The 17984-nt window shown below is 45.8% G+C and carries 15 protein-coding genes, 1 pseudogene and 1 riboswitch; of the genes and pseudogenes, 12 read left to right on the forward strand and 4 right to left on the reverse strand.

Going from position 1 to position 17984, the window contains the following annotated elements; all coding sequences use genetic code 11:
- Nucleotides 1-295 precede the first annotated feature (295 nt).
- The 4 genes and pseudogenes from CVV44_00810 (at nucleotide 296) to CVV44_00825 (ending at nucleotide 3720) form a co-directional block, all read left to right on the forward strand.
- Complete coding sequence (locus tag CVV44_00810) at nucleotides 296-1321, forward strand: hypothetical protein (GenBank protein PKL41209.1); 1026 nt, start codon at nucleotides 296-298, stop codon at nucleotides 1319-1321.
- Nucleotides 1322-1510: 189 nt separating this feature from the next.
- The gene (locus tag CVV44_00815; protein PKL41210.1) at nucleotides 1511-2362 is read left to right on the forward strand and encodes a tungsten ABC transporter substrate-binding protein; all 852 of its coding nucleotides are present in this window, start codon (nucleotides 1511-1513) and stop codon (nucleotides 2360-2362) included.
- A gap of 15 nt (nucleotides 2363-2377) precedes the next feature.
- The gene (locus CVV44_00820) at nucleotides 2378-3067 is read left to right on the forward strand and encodes an ABC transporter permease (GenBank protein PKL41211.1); all 690 of its coding nucleotides are present in this window, start codon (nucleotides 2378-2380) and stop codon (nucleotides 3065-3067) included.
- Nucleotides 3068-3072: 5 nt separating this feature from the next.
- A pseudogene (locus CVV44_00825) lies at nucleotides 3073-3720 on the forward strand (ABC transporter ATP-binding protein).
- A 446-nt stretch (nucleotides 3721-4166) separates the two neighbouring features.
- On the opposite strand, the gene CVV44_00830 reads toward CVV44_00825, so the two are convergent.
- On the reverse strand, nucleotides 4167-4715 hold the full coding sequence (locus CVV44_00830) for a hypothetical protein (protein ID PKL41212.1): 549 nt from the start codon (nucleotides 4713-4715) through the stop codon (nucleotides 4167-4169).
- 362 nt (nucleotides 4716-5077) lie between these two features.
- Here CVV44_00830 and CVV44_00835 point away from each other — a divergent pair, with 362 nt between their 5' ends.
- Both CVV44_00835 and CVV44_00840 read left to right on the forward strand, forming a co-directional pair.
- On the forward strand, nucleotides 5078-5284 hold the full coding sequence (locus CVV44_00835; GenBank protein ID PKL41213.1) for a hypothetical protein: 207 nt from the start codon (nucleotides 5078-5080) through the stop codon (nucleotides 5282-5284).
- 244 nt (nucleotides 5285-5528) lie between these two features.
- The gene (locus CVV44_00840) at nucleotides 5529-5735 is read left to right on the forward strand and encodes a hypothetical protein (GenBank protein ID PKL41214.1); all 207 of its coding nucleotides are present in this window, start codon (nucleotides 5529-5531) and stop codon (nucleotides 5733-5735) included.
- 98 nt (nucleotides 5736-5833) lie between these two features.
- On the opposite strand, the gene CVV44_00845 is transcribed toward CVV44_00840, so the two are convergent.
- The gene (locus tag CVV44_00845) at nucleotides 5834-6952 is read right to left on the reverse strand and encodes a hypothetical protein (protein ID PKL41215.1); all 1119 of its coding nucleotides are present in this window, start codon (nucleotides 6950-6952) and stop codon (nucleotides 5834-5836) included.
- A gap of 358 nt (nucleotides 6953-7310) precedes the next feature.
- Here CVV44_00845 and map point away from each other — a divergent pair, with 358 nt between their 5' ends.
- Complete coding sequence (gene map, locus CVV44_00850; protein PKL41216.1) at nucleotides 7311-8177, forward strand: type I methionyl aminopeptidase; 867 nt, start codon at nucleotides 7311-7313, stop codon at nucleotides 8175-8177.
- A gap of 17 nt (nucleotides 8178-8194) precedes the next feature.
- On the opposite strand, the gene metW is transcribed toward map, so the two are convergent.
- The gene (gene metW, locus CVV44_00855) at nucleotides 8195-8905 is read right to left on the reverse strand and encodes a methionine biosynthesis protein MetW (GenBank protein ID PKL41217.1); all 711 of its coding nucleotides are present in this window, start codon (nucleotides 8903-8905) and stop codon (nucleotides 8195-8197) included.
- On the reverse strand, nucleotides 8802-9986 hold the full coding sequence (locus tag CVV44_00860) for a homoserine O-acetyltransferase (GenBank protein PKL41218.1): 1185 nt from the start codon (nucleotides 9984-9986) through the stop codon (nucleotides 8802-8804). The genes metW and CVV44_00860 overlap by 104 nt, the downstream gene beginning before the upstream one ends.
- Before the next feature lie 214 nt (nucleotides 9987-10200).
- Nucleotides 10201-10307, reverse strand: a riboswitch (SAM riboswitch).
- Between the two features lie 380 nt (nucleotides 10308-10687).
- Between CVV44_00860 and CVV44_00865 the strand changes: the two genes are divergently transcribed.
- The 5 genes from CVV44_00865 (at nucleotide 10688) to CVV44_00885 (ending at nucleotide 17968) form a co-directional block, all read left to right on the forward strand.
- Complete coding sequence (locus CVV44_00865; protein ID PKL41219.1) at nucleotides 10688-12811, forward strand: iron-sulfur-binding reductase; 2124 nt, start codon at nucleotides 10688-10690, stop codon at nucleotides 12809-12811.
- Between the two features lie 90 nt (nucleotides 12812-12901).
- Nucleotides 12902-15277, forward strand: coding sequence for a sodium-translocating pyrophosphatase (locus CVV44_00870; GenBank protein ID PKL41220.1), 2376 nt, complete (start codon nucleotides 12902-12904; stop codon nucleotides 15275-15277).
- 150 nt (nucleotides 15278-15427) lie between these two features.
- Nucleotides 15428-15871 carry a ribonuclease HI gene (locus tag CVV44_00875; protein PKL41221.1) on the forward strand — a complete coding sequence of 148 codons (444 nt, stop codon included), beginning with the start codon at nucleotides 15428-15430 and terminating at the stop codon, nucleotides 15869-15871.
- A 226-nt stretch (nucleotides 15872-16097) separates the two neighbouring features.
- Nucleotides 16098-16946 carry a hypothetical protein gene (locus CVV44_00880; GenBank protein PKL41222.1) on the forward strand — a complete coding sequence of 283 codons (849 nt, stop codon included), beginning with the start codon at nucleotides 16098-16100 and terminating at the stop codon, nucleotides 16944-16946.
- Nucleotides 16943-17968 (forward strand): flagellar motor switch protein FliM, encoded by a 1026-nt coding sequence (locus CVV44_00885; GenBank protein ID PKL41223.1) that lies wholly within the window; start codon nucleotides 16943-16945, stop codon nucleotides 17966-17968. Before CVV44_00880 ends, CVV44_00885 begins: the two co-directional genes overlap by 4 nt.
- The last annotated feature ends 16 nt before the right edge of the window (nucleotides 17969-17984 follow it).

Raw genomic sequence — 17984 nt, forward strand, 5'->3', positions numbered from 1 at the left:
AGAAAGGGCGGTTCAGATGAATCGCCCTTTCTTGTTTTAAAAGTTTATCGAACCCTGGAAAAAAATTGTAATTGTCATTGCCAGCATCCTGATTTCCCGCAAAAAAAAATTATCCATCCCGCCCTTGACTTGACCTCAAATCCATGTATACTTGTAAACACGAAAAATGAATTATCTTTTTTAAAATGGACAAAACCGTGTGATCAAATGTATCGCATGCGTTATTGTCTGAATAACCGTCACGGTTAGCCGTGGAAAATCCCTATACGTACATATAAATTAAGGAGGTTTTTCGATGCGTAAAATAACAGCAGTTTTGTTTATGCTCATAGTTGCCGGGTTCACGAGCCTGGTCCTGGCACAGGACGTGCCGGAGAAGAAGGAGACAAGCTCTTTTTCAGGTGTAATTTTTATGGAATACATGCAGGACCTGGCCGATGACCATGCCGGCGTCTTTGCGGTGAACCGGGTGTATTTGGACTGGAAAAGGGGCTTTGGTGACATATTCAGCGTGCGTGTAACTACGGATGCTCTGTTTGAACGACAGGGGGGCTCCAGTAGCGGTACTATCGATAATAATGGTTATGAGCTTCTCATTAAGTATGCTTACCTGCAGGCTGCTCCGGAAATTGATCCGGTAAAATTTACAATACAGGCAGGAGTTATCCCCACACCTGCTATAGCACTCATGAACAGTCTGAGCGGACTTCGATGGATCGGCAACACCTATCTGGGAAACAGTAAGGTTATCCTGCAGAATAAGACAATTGATTCTTCCGCTGATCTGGGAGTTACTGTTTCCGCTGAAGTGATGAAGATAGTTACCATATCAGGCGCTGTCGTAAAAGGTGAAGGTTATAAGAAAGTTCAAGCGGAGAACATGGTTTACGGCCCATCCTATTATGGCCTTGTTTCGGTGAACCCCCTGGAGCATGTCTACATCAATGGATTTTATCGTTACAATGAAACAAGCACTACAACCATGATGTATTATGGAGGCGGCCTGGCCTGGAAGGACAGCATAATAAAAACCGGCCTGAACTTTGTCGGTGTCAGTTATTCCAATGGAACCGATACAAGTGGTTATTTTATAGAAGCGTGGCTCAATATTAATTTTGACTCGCTTATAGGCATGCCGGTGCTGGGTATTGGAAAGGCTGGCTATGGGAACTATGAAGACGCAAAGCAGGGAATATTCGGTTTCGGTCCCGGCTGGCAGTTTAATAAGTATGTGCAGACAGTACTGTATTATGAACTGACTTATGACGATAGCGCCGCAGAGGATCATAATCTCTATGTAAAAGTTGAAGCAAAGTTTTGATGGCAAAAAATAAATTTTAAATTGCGCTGATGCTCGGTATATGATGTTCTTGACAAATATGAAATTGTCGGAGAAATGAATGTCCGGGCATTTTTATTTTTGAGATATTTTCAGAATTATAAAAACATTTAGACATATAGACCTGCCTGTTACCGGAAGTCAGTGTTTTTACCATTAAAAACTTTCTCAATGGAGGAAATTATGAGAATCAGTTTTAAAAAAGATCTGGTAATGGTGCTAATTCCGCTCCTGCTCATGACAACGGGTCTTGTTGCCGCAAAAAAAGTCGGTATTTTGATGATGGCCACAACGACAAGCACGGACAATACGGGACTCCTGGACTATCTGCAGCCCGTTTTTGAAAAGGAAACGGGTATTGAACTGAAGTGGGTTGCCGTGGGAACAGGAAAGGCCTTGGAACTAGGGAAAAATTGTGATGTGGATGTGCTTCTTGTGCATGCCCCGGCAGCGGAAAAAAAATATGTAGAAGATGGATACGGCATTGACCGCCGCCCGGTCATGTTCAATGATTTTATAGTCATCGGCCCCGCCGGTGATCCGGCAAAGTTGAAGGGAAAAAAGGTTATTGATGCCTTTAAAATTATGGCGAAGAACAAGATACCCTTTGCCAGCCGCGGTGATGATTCGGGCACGCACAAAGCCGAATTAAAAATCTGGAAGGATGCCGGCATCACGGCCCCGGACAAAGAGCAGTGGTATATCAGCACCGGTCAGGGCATGATAAACACAATCAGTATTGCAGCCGAGCGGAACGCGTACACTTATACCGACCGGGGAACTTATTACAAATACGATGCTGGGCAGAAAGGACACTCCCCCCTGGTGATCATCCTTGAAGGGGACAAGGCCCTTCTCAATCAGTATAGCGTCATTGCAGTTAATCCGGCGAAATGCGGCAAGGTAAAATATAACCTGGCGAAAAAATTCAGTGACTGGATGGCCTCACCATCGACGCAAAAACTCATTGGTAATTTTAAGGTGGAAGGGAAACAGCTCTTCACGCCTAATGCAGAAAAATAATCTTCAATATCAGTCATGGATTATATTACAAACGGCATCATCCAGGCGGTGAAACTGCTTCTTTCGGGAAACGAGGAAACCTTTTCCGCTATTTTTATCACCCTGAAGATATCCACGCTTTCTATTAGTGCAGCCCTCATGATGGGGCTGCCCGCCGGATTTGTTCTGGGCTATTACAACTTCCCGGGGAAGGGGCAGATCAGGTCCGTGGTGGATACCCTCCTTGCACTGCCCACTGTTGTGGTGGGCATCATCGCCTATGCCTTTCTGTCAAAGCGGGGCCCCCTGGGAGAATTGAATCTGCTCTATACGATACCCGGCGTTGCTATAGCCCAGACGGTCCTGGTGCTGCCCATTGTCATTTCCCTCACTGCTACGGCCATTGAGTCCCTCGATGCCCGTCTCAGGTTGACGCTCATCACCCTGGGAGCAAGGGGAAACCAGATCATTCTGACCAGTCTCAAGGAAGCGCGCTTTGCCATCACGACGGCAGCGGTAACGGCTTACGGGCGGGCCATCTCCGAGGTGGGGATTTCCATGATAATCGGCGGCAATATAAAATGGCATACGCGGACCATCACGACGGCCGTTGCGCTTGAGACGGGCAAGGGAGAATTCGCTCTTGGCATAGCTCTGGGCATTGTTCTGCTGCTCATCGCCTTTTTGGTGAACGGCGCTCTTATTTTCCTGAAGAAGAGGGCATGAAGGACATGGCAGAAGAATTACTTTACAAAGTTACAGACCTGGTGCAGCGCTATGATTCCGGTTTCACCCTCAGTGTACCGAATCTGGAAATACGGAAAGGGACTATCACAGGCTTTGCCGGTCCTAACGGCAGCGGGAAAAGCACCCTGTTCAGGATTCTTTCATTCCTGGAAAATCCCGCGGAGGGAACAATTTCGTACAACGGCTTTCCCGTGTTGGATATATCTTCAATGCGGAAACGCGTCACTTTTCTTATGCAGGATCCGTATCTGCTGAAGAGATCGGTCTTTGAAAATATCGCCTACGGGTTGAGAAAAAGGGGCGAGAAAACCGATCTGCGCAATGACGTCTTTGAAGCAATGCAGTGCGTCGTACTGGATCCTGAAAAATACGCTCATCGTAAATGGTATCAGCTTTCAGGTGGTGAGGCCCAGCGTGTAGCCCTGGCTGCCCGCCTGGCCATAAAGCCCGATGTGCTTATTCTCGATGAACCGGTTTCCAGCAACGACATGGCAAGCGCGGAGCACATACGGGAGGTCATAAAAAGCATCCGGGAACGGTTTGGCACCACGATTCTACTCACAAGCCACGACATGATATGGCTCAGCAAAATATCCGATGAAATCATGCGTTTAAACGAGGGCATGATAATTGCGGCAGGAACGGAAAATGTGATCCCCGGTCCCTGGCAGGCCGGTGATAATAATCTCTGGTACAGGCAGTTCAGGGACGGGATAAAAATTTACTCAACAAAACCGCCACGGCATACAGCATCGGCGATTCTTGAGCCCTCGGATATCATGATATCGGCAAAGAAACCGGTCTCGCTTTCGGCCCATAATATCATTCGGGGTACCATAAGTACTATGTCGCGGGATACGATTTCAGGAAAAGTCAGGATTTCCGTTGACATGGGTCATATGGAGCTCGATGCCCATGTCACGGATGATTCCGTTATTAAAATGTCTCTTATTCCCGGGAAAATGATATGGCTTGTTTTCAAAGCTTCCTCCCTCCGCTGGAATTGATTTAGTGGAATATTGCGGGAGGAGTCTGATGTGCTGTTACGGTTTGGATGGTGATCCTGGATCAGGAAATGCTACTGGGGTTCTATTTTCAATGTCTCATATATTTTCATCGACGTGGTCTGTTCAAAATCAATCATGACCTGTATATCGGCATAGTCTGATATTTCTGAAAGATATTGCTGAAACTGCTCCGTTATCTCGGCTATCCTGTTTTTTTCAACCCAGGCAATGACGTCTGACGTGCCGTGAATCTCGATGAAGCGTCTGAGCCCGTTTGTGATCTTGCTTGAGATGCCGGGGTCAAATTCAGCCACTTCCAATTCCTTCGCCAGGCCGGAATAGAAAGCATCCCATTGTTCCAGGGGTTTATGCTGGTAAATTGATGCGAGGTGGGAAGCAATGCCATATGTAGCGATAATAGTATTAAAGTATTTATTTATAATAACAATAAATAACCCGTAGAGTGCATCCTCTTGTTCCTTAAACCTTCCCTTGACAACAATAATGTCTTTGTATTCGCCGGTGAGAAGTTTTTTTGCCAGTTCAGTATCGCCATCACAGAATTTTTCAGCAAGTCTGAGTTTTTTAAAATATTCTTTGGCGCCGTCAATCTCTTTCATAAATTATTTCATTTGGGATTTTATATATCTGTTTTCCCGTATAGGGAGAACAGATAATTGTTTCATCAATATGGGCATAAAGTCAAGGCATTTTTCAGTGTCCGGTTCATGGGCCGTGTGGTGGATTATGTCGCAATACACGGTGTTGTGCGGTGTGGCTCTATTTTAACAAATACGGACTGGCAATGGCACTGGAAATTTGTCAGGTCCTGCCCCTACGTCTTGATTAGTACATTGCATTACGAAAAAATAAGGAAGGCGCCCGATTGATTAATATTTCAGCTGTGCTACTATGCCATCACTGACCACTTAATTAAAGTTATATGACACACGAATAAGATTTAAAAAACAAGGAGCGGCATATGACAGCACAACAATTATTATGTGATCTCGCCATTGCGGAAAGAAACATGGAAGTACAACTGAAGTATAACAGGCTTCGGTATTCAAATGAAGTATCAAATATGTTCACTGTCAATGATGTCAGTACTTATTATGATCTTATTCAAAAAAATATAAGACAGGCCCTCGCACTGCGCAGACTGGCTAAAAGAGAACATTTGCTGTAAATGTTCATAATTCTATGTAATGCTATATTTTCAAAATTTTTTCAGGTTGAGTCGTAGTCGGAGGTCGGGAATTCATTTTTTAAAAATAATTCCCCTGTGTAGATTAGAGTGCTACGGATTTTTGGCAAACTTAGCCACATCTATCTGGCAAAACGAATGATTACTGTTGAGGGATTTGAGTTTATATTAAATACAGTTACAAGTGCCGGGAATTCTGATAAACTACATAGAGGGGAGAAATACCATGAGTGAGCAGAAATTATTTACCGATCTTGCTATAGCAGAAAGAAATTCTAAAAGGAATGTCAATAAAAAGAAAATACATTTTGCCCTTGAGGTTCGAGAGGCCTTCATCAAAAATAACGTCGATTCATTTCTGGACCTTGTAAGAAAGGATATTAAAACTGCTTTGCAGTTGCACGAACTTGCCAGCAGGGAACAGCTTTTATAATTTTGATTTTACTCCCAAAATGATCTGTCCATACACTCTTTGGCAGTCTCCCGACTGCCTTTTTTTTGTACACGCACTATCAACGAGAACTAAAATTCTTACTGTGCCTTCTGGCGTTCCCATATAATGTGTTCGTAATTTTTAATATTCTGTGTTTTTAATGTTTCTCTCATCGAATCATTCATGATAGCCCGCCGCAGGTCCGCTCCGGTGAAATCACTGTCAGTGATCGTCGCACCCCTGAAATCTGCCCGGCTCAGATTGGCACCGCTGAAATCCACCAGGTTTATTTTTGCCTGTTGAAAGTTGGCGCGGTACAGGTTGGCATTTTTTAAATCGGTTTTATACATATTAGCCTTGCTTAAATCGGCCTTGTAGAGTGTTGCTCCACGCATATTGGTATTGTTCAGATTTGAACCGATAAATTTTATATTTTGCAGCTCTCCGGCGCCAAAATCAGCGTTATACAGGTCGGAACCGCTGAAATCGGCGCTTATAAGTTTGGCCTGGATCAGCACGGCGCCCAGGAGATCGGCATTATGTATTTTCGTGTTGGTCAGGTTGGCCCTGTAGAAGCGTGTATTGAACAGCTTGGTGTTGGACAGATCAGCACCGCTAAGATTTGATCTGCTCATGTCGGCATCACTCAGGTCAGCTCTTAAAAATTTTACTCTTACTAAAATGGTGCCGCTGAAATCCACACGGTACAGGTCTGAATCGGACAGATCTGAATCGGTCAGGTCGGCCCCGTTGAGATTGGCACCGATGAAGTCTGCGCCTATCAGGTTTGCTCCGATAAGAAGAGCGTGATAGAGATCAGCGCCGCTGAGATCAGCGTTGGATAGATTTACGCCGGTGAAGTTTACGTTGTACAGCCTTGCATTGCTGAGGTTGATATCAGTGAGTTTGGCTCCCGTAAGATCAGCCTTGTAGAGATCGGCGCTGTAAAGAATGGCCTTATCGAGATTTGCTCCCTTCAAAGAGGCTCCGCGGAAATTGGCATTGTTCATTACCGCACCGCTGAGATCAGCGCCGGTTAGATCGGCGTAATAAAAATCCCCCTTTATCAGGTCCGCATTCTGCAGGTTCGCACCCTTGAGATTCCTGTCTTTGCTGACTGCCCGCTTTAAATCCTGCAGGTCATAGCTGAAGAGACCGGTTGAAAAAATAATTAGTATTAATCCAGCCAGCGATGATATACGATATGTATGTTTCATGACACGCCTCTATAATGTAGTTATAAAGATATAAATCTTACAAGCTTAGAGTAGGTCAATTTTGGTGTAAAGAAAAAATTTTCCAGGGCTGAATTTTTTAGATATGATTGTCATATCTAAAAAACCCGATTTGAAACGTCAAGCCTGAAGACCGTATATACTTGACAGACAATTTATCCGGAATAAGACTGTCATTTATTGCTTGGGCGAAAATATAATAATTTACCGCATATATTAATAATTATATATTAATGCTTGAAAATAACAAATTTACTGTTAATTATTTTATTAAAGATAAAGGAAAAATATAAGCGGGCCTGCTGTACGAGTGATATTGGCAGGATTCAGGGATTGTATTATGAGAAAATTAGCAAGAAATGATCTGTGTTGGTGTGGTAGTGGGAAAAAATATAAAAAATGCCATATGCTTTCCGACCTGGAATCGGGGACTGGTCCGGGAAAGTTCATAAAGCCTCCTCCCGGGGTAATATTGAAAAATTCAGAGCAGATTGAAGGAATACGCAAAAGCTGTGAGCTGACCAAACAAACTCTCGATATGGTGGAAGAAAGAATCGCCGAAGGAATCACCACCAATGAAATAAACGGATGGGTCCATGAATTCATCACCAGCCGCGGAGGGATTCCTGCTCCGTTGAATTATAACGGGTTTCCTAAAAGCGTGTGTACCTCTATAAATGAGGTGATCTGTCACGGAATACCCGAGGACAGGTCTCTGAAAAACGGCGATATTATTAATATTGATGTGACGTGCATTCTTGATGGATATTATGGCGACGCAAGCCGGATGCATTTGATCGGCGATCCTCCCGAGGAGGCACGGAAAATTGTCCGTGTGGCCCGTGAATGTCTTGATGTGGGGATAGAACAGGTGCGTCCCTTTGTCGATATCGGCGAGATCGGTTTCGCCATTGAAAAGCATGCCAAGGCTAATGGATGCAGTGTCGTCAGGGATTATGGCGGTCATGGCATCGGGCTGCGGTTCCATGAAAACCCCCATGTGCATCACTATGGAAGCCGGAAGCGAGGCATTACCATGGTTCCCAATATGGTTTTCACCATAGAACCCATGATCAACGCGGGACGCTATGAAACGCGGCTTCTTGGAGATAACTGGACCGCCGTCACTATAGACGGGTCGCTCTCAGCCCAGTGGGAACATACCGTGCTGGTAACGGATACGGGTGTTGAAGTGCTGACGGCCTGATATCGGCCACTCCGCCCTTAACTGCTGGTAAAATTTTTTCCATCGAGGATGAAAAAGCCGTATTGTGCCAGCAGGTTCGGTGCAAAGGAAACCCTCCTGGCAGTTTCCCTGCCATTGATGGAAAAATGACGGCGCATGTCCACGGGATAGCCGTTCTTTTTGCAGAAATGGTCAAAGTCGTTTATGGTAAGCATGTGTATATTGGGCGATTCATACCATTCATAGGGGATCATAGGACTCTTCGGCATAATGCCGCGGAAACCCAGCTGGTATCGGACGGAGATAAAGGCGAAATTGGGAAAGCTGATAATCGCCCTTTTGCCTATTCTCAGTATTTCCTTTACTACATAATCGGGGCGCTTCGTGCTCTGAATGGTCTGGTTGAGTATCACGTAATCAAAGGAATTATCCCGATAATCCGCAAGTCCGTCGTCTATGTCTGCCTGGTAGCAGTATAAACCCTTTTCAACGCAATGGCCAACGCCGTCGTCGGATATTTCCACGCCGAAACCGCTCACATTTTTTTCGCGCTGGAGCCGGTCCAGGAGAACGCCGTCGCCGCAGCCCAGGTCAAGGACCCGGGAATGGGGAGGGATGATGTCGATGATGAGATCGTATCCTATTTCACTGTACTGTTCCATTGTCCAACCATATCTTACCATATTCACTTTTAAGAAAATTGGCAATATATTTTTCCAGTGCGCTGTTTTCCAGGAGAAAGGAATCATGTCCCATGTCCGTATCTATATCAGTGTAGATGACATTTTTCCCATTGGCACGCAGGGCTCTGACGATTTCCTTGGACATGGGGCTGGGATACAACCAGTCCGATGTGAAGCTTACCACGAGGAAATTTGACTTCGCGTTCTCAAAGGCCTTTATGAGGCTTCCGTCGTGGCTGGCATTGAGATCAAAGAGATCAATGGCCCTCGTTATATAGAGGTAGGAATTGGCGTCAAAGCGATCCACAAACTTGATTCCCTGGTGGTGAAGATAGGATTCCACCATGTATTCTGTCTTGAATGAATACGTGTCGGGGTTGATTTCCTGAAACCTGCGGCCGAAACGTTCGTGCATGTGTTTTTCGCTAAGGTACGTGATGTGCCCTATCATTCTGGCCAGGCCGAGGCCGGCGTCGGGAGGCCATGCGCTGTAATAATTTCCCCCGCTCCAATTTCTGTCATTTATGATGGCCTGGCGGCCCACCTCGTTAAAGGCAATTCCCTGTGCCGAGAGCAGGGCCGAGGTTGCGATGGCGATGACGGAATTGGTCTTATCAGGATATTGAATTGACCATGACAGGGCCTGCATGCCTCCCATGGAACCGCCTGCAACGGAAAGGAGTTTTTCGATGCCAAGATGCCTGATGAGATGATACTGGGCCTGCACCATATCTTCGATGGTGACCATGGGGAAATCCAGTCCAAAGGGATTTCCTGTTTCCGGGTTTATAGAAGAAGGCCCAGTGGAGCCATTGCACCCGCCGATAACATTGGAGCAGATTACGAAATATTTATTCGTGTCAAAGGCTTTCCCGGGGCCGATGTAGATATCCCACCAGCCTGGATACTGATCATCGGGGGTGTGATAACCGGCGGCATGGGCCGTTCCGGAAAGTGCATGGAAGACGAGGATTGCATTACTCCTGTCCCTGTTTAGTTCACCATAGGTTTCATAGGCCAGGGTGATAGGGCCCAGTTTTTTTCCCGACTGCAGAACCAGTTCATGGGGCGGCTCGGCAAAGGTGAAATATTTGGTCTCCACGAGCCCTGCGCCGGAGTGATATGTTTTTATCGGTTTCTTGGTCATGGAATTTCCTGAATTCAATCCGGATACACATTGTTTTTCAAGAGAGACCGGAGAGCGGCTGAAACAGGTTTTTAATGCGGGATAACATGGGGCAAGGATTACGAGAATCCTTCATCAGTGTGTACCGGAATCTTTGCCGACGGAACCGGTACATCAGCATTAAAAAACCGCAGTCACTGAGACAGCGGTTGAAGAAAATAACTTCCCTTCTGCTGCCTCATCTATCGGAGATTGTAATCCGCTGGAATTGGCACCTGTTCTCAGCAGGGAACGGTTGCCGTGGCTTCAAAGGGCCAGTCCCTCCGCCACTCTCGATAAGACAATGTTGCTCCATAAATGACGGGTCGTGGAAAGTGTCAATAAAAAAAAGAAAATACGGATATTAAGTTTTTTAGAATTTTATTAAACATAAAATAATTATTAACCATTTAGATTTTATTATTAATCCCTGAAATTATGTTGACATTATCAATATTTGACGGGATATGGATTGACAAAAGGCTTTTTACTGTACAAGTCCCACCAAACAGTAATTATTCGGTCTTTTTTGGGATGTATAAAAAGTAAATATCTGATCACAGGACTTTTTTATGTGCATAAAGGGAGAGAGGTCGGATATAATCCGACCGTGCAGATAAGTGTCCTGTGTTAGAATTCAGCACAAGGCTGATCATTTATAAGCTTTTAAGGGAGGAGCGTTTATGAAATTTGCCGGAGATTATGGCATTCCCATAGATCAGATTAAACGGGAAGCATTTTTCAACATTGGCGGCCCCAATGGTTTCATGCGATGGGGCATCTATATCTTCATGTTTATAGCCTTTTTCTACCTTGCTTACACTATCGTAAAGAGGGTATTAATATGGAGACAGGGCAAGGGAGAACTGAGGACAGATTATCCTGAGAAGAGAATCTGGATGGTTATCAAATATGTGATACTGCAGGCCAAGATTCTCAGGGAAAAATATGCCGGTATCATGCATGCCAGCCTGTTTTTCGGTTTTGCCGTGCTTTTTGTCATTACCCTGACCATAATGGTAGAAGAGGACCTTACGGCTCTGTTCTTTCATTTCCACTTCATTCATGGTAATTTTTACCTGATACTGTCCCTTCTTGCGGACTTTTTCGGACTTGTTGTGCTGCTTGGTCTTGGCATGGCCATTTATCGCCGTTACATCACCAAGCCCACCAGGCTCGATACCAAGGGAACAGACACCTTCGCGCTCATGTTTATCCTGCTTATCGTTCTTACGGGATTTCTCAGCGAGGCTCTCAGGATTGCTATCACGGGATTCCCCGAATTTGAAGTCTGGTCACCCGTTGGATATGCCCTGGCACTGCCACTTTCGCTCATGAGCGAAGGAACCATGAGGGTCATTCATTTCGGTAGCTGGTGGATACACATGCTGGCAGCCTTTGTTTTCATAGGTCTTGTTGCCTCAGATAAACTGGGCCATATTGCCGTTTCCACGCTGAACGTATATTTTGGTAACCTGAACAATGAAAATGGTAAGGCAAAATTCGGGGTTCCCATTATCAACCCGGCTGTATTTGAAGTGGCCGAATCCTTCGGTGTTTCAAAGGTTGAGGAATATACATGGAAGCAGCTTATGGACAGTGACGCCTGTACGCGTTGCGGTCGCTGCCAGGACAACTGCCCGGCATGGCTTACGGAGAAACCCCTTTCACCGAAAAAACTTGTTAATGATATAAAAGCAAACATGGATGAGCGTATACCGCAGCTCATGCTGGCCGAAGACCCCTCGTCGGTGGAAACGACGCCACTTATCGACGGATCGGTGCAGAGTGATGAGTTCTGGTCATGCACAAACTGCGGTGCCTGTATGGAAGCCTGTCCCGTCCTTATTGAGCATGTTCCCAAAATGATCGACATGCGCCGTTACAAAGTCCTGATGGAAGGAGACATGGCTCCTGAACTGCAGACAACCTTCACCAATCTTGAAAGTAATTTCAATCCCTACGGCTTTGCCTTTGCCGCCAGGGGCGACTGGTTGACTGCGGTGGAAGATTTGAAAATAAAAACACTGGCAGAAGATCCTGAAGTTGATTATCTCTATTTTGTAGGTTCTGCCGCGTCTTACGATAAAAGGAACCAGAAAGTGGCTATCGCCTTCTGTCGGATCATGCAGAAAGCCGGGATCAAGGTAGGTATTCTTGGACCTGAAGAAGCTGATTCGGGCGATGCTGCACTGCGCGGTGGAAATGAATATCTTTTCCATGCCCTGGTGACCCAGAATCTGGAGACCTTCAAGGCTTATGGTGTCAAGAAGATCATTTGTACCTGCCCGCATGATTACAATGCTATCAAGAAGGAATACAAGGAGTTCGCCAAGGTGGGTCCTGCCTCGGATGGCGGGAAACTGGAGTACAACTTTGAGGTATTCCATCACAGCGAAATTATCGCCGGGCTCATTAAGGACGGCAGAATAAAAATTAAAGATTCATACAATGATACAGTCACTTATCATGACTCCTGCTTTCTGGGAAGATACAACAACATCTATGATCAGCCCAGGTACATCCTCAACTCGATTCCCGGTGTGAAGTTCGTTGAGATGAGCAGAAACCATGATAAAAGCTTCTGCTGCGGCGCCGGTGGAGCCAGGATGTTCATTGAGGAGCATATCGGAACCAGGATCAACCAGTTCCGCACAAAGGATGCCGTGGCTTCAGGTGCTACGACCATTTGTACGGCCTGCCCCTTCTGTATGACCATGCTTTCCGATGGTCCCACGGAACTGGGCATTGAAAATATCAAGACGTTTGATATCGCTGAAATGGTTTATAACGCCATGGAAAAGTAGGCGTATGACCGGTTTCCGCCGGGCTTTGCCCGGCGGAAATTGTAGATACATATGTTACAGATTAAATATCAAGGGTAAAGGAGTTTCATTATGGAGAATAGTTTATTCTACATTGCTCCGATCGGGTCAGTGTTTGCCCTCATCTTCGCATGGTTCTTCTATAAGAGCATGATGAAGGCCGATGAGGGAAATGCAACCATGATCGAGATAGCCACTCATGTTAGGGAAGGGGCTATGGCTTATCTGCACAGGCAGTATAAAGTGGTCGGAATAGTATTTGTTATTCTGGTTGTTATTTTTACGGCTCTCGCCTTCTTCGGCGTTCAGAACCCCTTTGTGCCGGTGGCTTTCCTTACCGGTGGTTTTTTCTCAGGACTCTGCGGATTCCTGGGCATGAAAACAGCCACCAACGCCTCCTCGCGTACGGCCCAGGGAGCATCACAGTCCCTCAACGCCGGTCTGAAAGTTGCTTTCAGGTCAGGAGCTGTTATGGGTCTTGTTGTAGTCGGTTTCGGTCTTATTGACATATCCATATGGTACATTGTCATGAACTGGATTTACGACAACAACATATTCAACCTGGGAGTCGAACTCATGCATAAAAACGGCATTGAGGGCGAATTCGTTGCTCTTGCTGACGCTGCCCATAAAGCGACTGCCAATATTCCCGCTTATGCCAAGTCAAAAATGGTTGAAGTAACCACTACAATGCTGACCTTCGGTATGGGTGCTTCTACGCAGGCTCTCTTTGCCCGCGTCGGTGGTGGTATCTATACAAAAGCTGCAGACGTTGGAGCTGACCTGGTTGGTAAAGTTGAAGCCGGTATCCCCGAAGACGATCCACGGAATCCCGCAACTATCGCTGACAACGTCGGTGACAATGTTGGCGACGTGGCCGGTATGGGAGCTGACCTGTATGAATCCTACTGCGGATCAATCCTTGCCACAGCCGCTCTTGGAGCTGCTCTGCCTTTGGCAGGCATGGCTACCATGGCCCCGGACCAGGCAATTCTTGAGATGCTGAAACCCGTTATATCTCCCATGATCGTTGCCGGTATAGGTATCCTTCTTTCCATCGTGGGTATCTTCGCCGTTCGTACGAAAGAAGAAGCAACCATGAAAAACCTGCTCCGATCTCTTTTTGTCGGTGTTGGTCTCAGCTCCGCGCTGATCCTTGTTGCTCTTGCTGTCATGGCCTATTTTAACATGATCACCTGGGGTGTTTTCGGCGCTGTTGTTGCCGGTCTTGTTTCCGGTATCATCATCGGCCAGTCAACGGAGTATTATACATCTGATGAATACAAACCCACGAAGGGTATTGCCGAACAGGCAAATATGGGACACGCCACTACTATCATCGCCGGTATGGGCGTTGGTATGTTCTCGGCCGGTATCCCCGTTGTAACCATTGTTATCGGTATACTCGTTGCCTTCGGCGTTTCAGGCGGATTTACCGATCTGAGCCTGGGCCTCTACGGAATCGGCTTTGCCGCTGTTGGTATGCTCTCCACTCTGGGCATTACATTGGCAACTGACGCTTACGGTCCCATTGCTGACAACGCCGGTGGAAACGCCGAGATGTCAGGTCTGGGCAAGCACGTTCGTGAAAGAACTGACGCTCTTGACATGCTGGGCAATACTACTGCTGCAACCGGTAAAGGATTTGCCATCGGTTCTGCAGCTCTTACTGCCATGGCCCTTCTTGCTGCTTATCTTGAGGAAATCAAGATATGGCTGGGCAAACTGGGCGGAACCGCCGGTTTCAAAGTCGGAACGGTTACCTTCTATTCAAAACTGCCTGAAGGCGTCGAGGCCGGTGCCAATGCCATCGTGGCTTCTACAGCATCGATCAGTGATTTCGTTATGGCCTATAATCTTACACTCATGAATCCCTTTGTTCTTTCCGGGGTATTCATCGGCGCTATGATGGCCTTCGTATTCTGCGCCATGACAACACAGGCTGTTGGTCGGGCCGCAGGTGACATGGTTAACGAAGTTCGCCGTCAGTTCAAAGAAATACCCGGCATCCTGGAAGGCACAGCCAAGCCCGATTACGCACGCTGTGTTGCCATCTCCACTGCGGGAGCCCAGAAAGAGATGCTTGTTCCCTCTCTTCTGGCCATCGCTGTACCGCTTCTCACAGGCCTTCTGCTCGGCGTAGCCGGTGTTATGGGTCTTCTTGTTGGCGGTCTTACAGCCGGTTTCTCCCTGGCCTGTATGCTGAACAATGCAGGTGGTGCATGGGATAATGCCAAGAAGTATATTGAAAAAGGAAACCATGGCGGCAAAGGTTCCGCTGCTCACAAAGCAGCTGTAACCGGTGACACCGTTGGTGACCCCTTCAAAGATACATCTGGTCCTTCGCTGAACATTCTTATCAAACTTATGTCCATGGTATCCGTAGTATTTGCCGGCGTTGTTGTCAAATACTCACAGGAATTTGCCAAGCTTATCGGCTTAGGTTAATAATATACATAAAATGATATAATTAAGGGACGTCGAAAGACGTCCCTTTTTTTATTTAATAATTTGATAGTTTTTCATATAATGGTATATAATGATAAGACCATTCTGCGTTTTGCGGATTGTAAAAAATATTATTTCAGGTAATACACCATGACTAAAATACGCATGTTTACCGACGGAGCCTGCAGCGGGAATCCCGGTCCCGGGGGATGGGCCTGTATAGTCCAGTTCGAAGACAGTACGGAGCTGGTATTGTCAGGTGGCAATATACTGACAACAAACAATAAAATGGAGCTTCAGGCTGTTATTGAAGGAATGAAAAAACTGAAAACAGGCGATGCCGTGGTTATCACAACCGATTCTGAGTATGTGAAGAACGGTATAACCAGCTGGATTTACGGATGGATCAAAAACGGGTGGAAGACTGCCGCAAAAAAACCGGTCAAAAACCAGGAATTATGGATGGAGCTTTGGTCCTTCACCAGGGGACTGGATATAACCTGGGAGTGGGTTCGGGGTCACAGCGGACATCCCGAGAATGAACGCTGCGATCGTATCGCCCGCAATGAAATAAGCAAGCTAACGGGTAAATAACTGTAAATAATTCATGAATGGTAAGGACTCACATGTAGAAATTAATACATAAATGGAGGTAAAATACCGATTATAATAAAAGAATATGTCTTTTAAAAGTACATAAAAGATCAAAAAACAATAATTAATGAAAAAAATAACACTTATTCTATGTATATTATCAGCAGCGGTCTTTTTATCCGAACAAAAAGGCATGGCTGTCAATGACCTCCAGGTGTTTATTCATATGGAGAAGCGTAATTTTTATGCCAACGAGGCGGTGCCGCTCAGAATAGTAATAAAAAACCTAAGTTCACAGAATCAGTCATTTACTATTTATGAGCGAAGGGATGACACGGTTCCGCCCTATACTACCTTCCAGCCCGTTGTTTATGATATGAAAGGGCGGGAATGTGAAACCATAGTCCCTTACAGAATGGAGAACCGCTATACCGCTGATGCTGTCAAAGACATGGACCGGAGAACGATAGAACTAAGGGCCGATGAGGAATTCGTCTACAGCATGAATCTACTTGATGTTTACCAACTGGTCCCGGGGAATACCTTCAGAGTGAGGAGTTATTTTTTTCCAAATTTCGGTGAGAAAAATATTCTGTACAGTGACAATGAATTACGGTTTACCATACAAGCCGATACATTGCGTCCCCTGAAAATGGATAAGTCAGAAAAAACTAACGAAATAACACCATCGGAGATAACACTGCTTGTACTCAATGCTGAAAAAAGTAAAAACTGGCAGAGGATGCTGAAATATATCAATCTTGAAGAGTTTATTAATTCATATTCAAATTTCATCCAGTCATACAGCCGGGCAGGACGGTATGAGCGGGAGGAAATACGGGATAAATTCAAACGTTATCTATGCCGCGACCGTGCCGATTACCTTCTCAATTATGAAATTATAAGTGAAGATATTGAGGATAATAACCGGATAGCCCATGTGGTTGTAGAGGTTGAACGGTTCGCTCCAAGAATAACCGAAAGGTATAAATATCATTATATATTGGAAAAGAACAGCAATTTATGGCTGATTATAAGTATGGAAGCATCAGTAATGAAGGGTGTTAAACAATGACAGAGATATTATCACAGGACGAGATAGATGCGTTGTTGACCGCAATATCCACGGGTGAAGTGGATGCAACGGACTATTCGGCTGCTAAAGAACAAAAAAAGGTCAAAATTTATGACTTCCGCCGTCCTGATAAGTTTTCCAAGGACCATATACGTACATTACAGATGATGCATGAAACCTTTGCCCGTCTGACCACGACAGCCCTTTCTGCTCAGTTACGGGCTCTGGTGAGCGTGCATGTGGCCTCTGTTGACCAGCTTACTTATGAGGAGTTCATCAGGTCCATTCCCAATCCCACAACCCTTGCCGTGGTGAACATGGATCCTCTGAAGGGTTCGGCCGTTCTCGAGATAGACCCATCCATTACCTTTACCATCATTGATAAGCTTTTTGGAGGCCTGGGAGAGGCATCAAAGATCAGCCGTGAATTGACTGACATTGAGCTTTCTGTTATGGAGGGTATCATCGTCAGGATACTGGGAAACCTGCGGGAGGCCTGGTCAAATGTTATCGATCTTCGTCCACGGCTGGGAAACATAGAGACAAATCCGCAGTTCGCCCAGATTGTTCCTCCTAATGACATGGTTGTTCTTATTACACTGGAAACAAAAGTAGGTGATGTGGAGGGAATGACTAACCTCTGTATCCCCTATATTTCAATTGAGCCTATTATTTCAAAGCTTTCAGCCCAGTACATGTATTCCAGTATACGGAAAGGGGCAACGGATGAGAACCTGGCAATCATTCAGAAACGGCTCGAAAATGTTAAATTGCCCATCATCGCCGAGATAGGTGAAGCACAGATAACGGTCCAGGAGGTGTTGAATCTCCGCGTGGGAGATGCCATAAAACTTCCCGACACCAAGATTGGCGATGATATGACCGTTAAAATAGGCGGCAGGAGAAAATATAAATGCCGTCCCGGACTGGTGGCTAACAGGCTTTCAGTGAAAATAGGTGAAAGAATAATTGAGGTACCCGATGAACTTCTTTCCACAAGCCGCCGTGAGGATGAATTCTGATCTGATAAACAGTATC

The sequence above is a fragment of the Spirochaetae bacterium HGW-Spirochaetae-1 genome (assembly GCA_002839375.1).
Lineage (GTDB): Bacteria > Spirochaetota > UBA4802 > UBA4802 > UBA5550 > PGXY01.

Bases quoted from the DNA above. Each gene is read 5' to 3' on its own strand.
- CVV44_00810 (PKL41209.1), top strand. From the start codon at position 296: ATGCGTAAAATAACAGCAGTTTTGTTTATGCTCATAGTTGCCGGGTTC.
- CVV44_00815 (PKL41210.1), top strand. From the start codon at position 1,511: ATGGAGGAAATTATGAGAATCAGTTTTAAAAAAGATCTGGTAATGGTG.
- CVV44_00820 (PKL41211.1), top strand. From the start codon at position 2,378: ATGGATTATATTACAAACGGCATCATCCAGGCGGTGAAACTGCTTCTT.
- CVV44_00830 (PKL41212.1), bottom strand. From the start codon at position 4,715: ATGAAAGAGATTGACGGCGCCAAAGAATATTTTAAAAAACTCAGACTT.
- CVV44_00835 (PKL41213.1), top strand. From the start codon at position 5,078: ATGACAGCACAACAATTATTATGTGATCTCGCCATTGCGGAAAGAAAC.
- CVV44_00840 (PKL41214.1), top strand. From the start codon at position 5,529: ATGAGTGAGCAGAAATTATTTACCGATCTTGCTATAGCAGAAAGAAAT.
- CVV44_00845 (PKL41215.1), bottom strand. From the start codon at position 6,952: ATGAAACATACATATCGTATATCATCGCTGGCTGGATTAATACTAATT.
- map (PKL41216.1), top strand. From the start codon at position 7,311: ATGAGAAAATTAGCAAGAAATGATCTGTGTTGGTGTGGTAGTGGGAAA.
- metW (PKL41217.1), bottom strand. From the start codon at position 8,905: ATGATTCCTTTCTCCTGGAAAACAGCGCACTGGAAAAATATATTGCCA.
- CVV44_00860 (PKL41218.1), bottom strand. From the start codon at position 9,986: ATGACCAAGAAACCGATAAAAACATATCACTCCGGCGCAGGGCTCGTG.
- CVV44_00865 (PKL41219.1), top strand. From the start codon at position 10,688: ATGAAATTTGCCGGAGATTATGGCATTCCCATAGATCAGATTAAACGG.
- CVV44_00870 (PKL41220.1), top strand. From the start codon at position 12,902: ATGGAGAATAGTTTATTCTACATTGCTCCGATCGGGTCAGTGTTTGCC.
- CVV44_00875 (PKL41221.1), top strand. From the start codon at position 15,428: ATGACTAAAATACGCATGTTTACCGACGGAGCCTGCAGCGGGAATCCC.
- CVV44_00880 (PKL41222.1), top strand. From the start codon at position 16,098: ATGGAGAAGCGTAATTTTTATGCCAACGAGGCGGTGCCGCTCAGAATA.
- CVV44_00885 (PKL41223.1), top strand. From the start codon at position 16,943: ATGACAGAGATATTATCACAGGACGAGATAGATGCGTTGTTGACCGCA.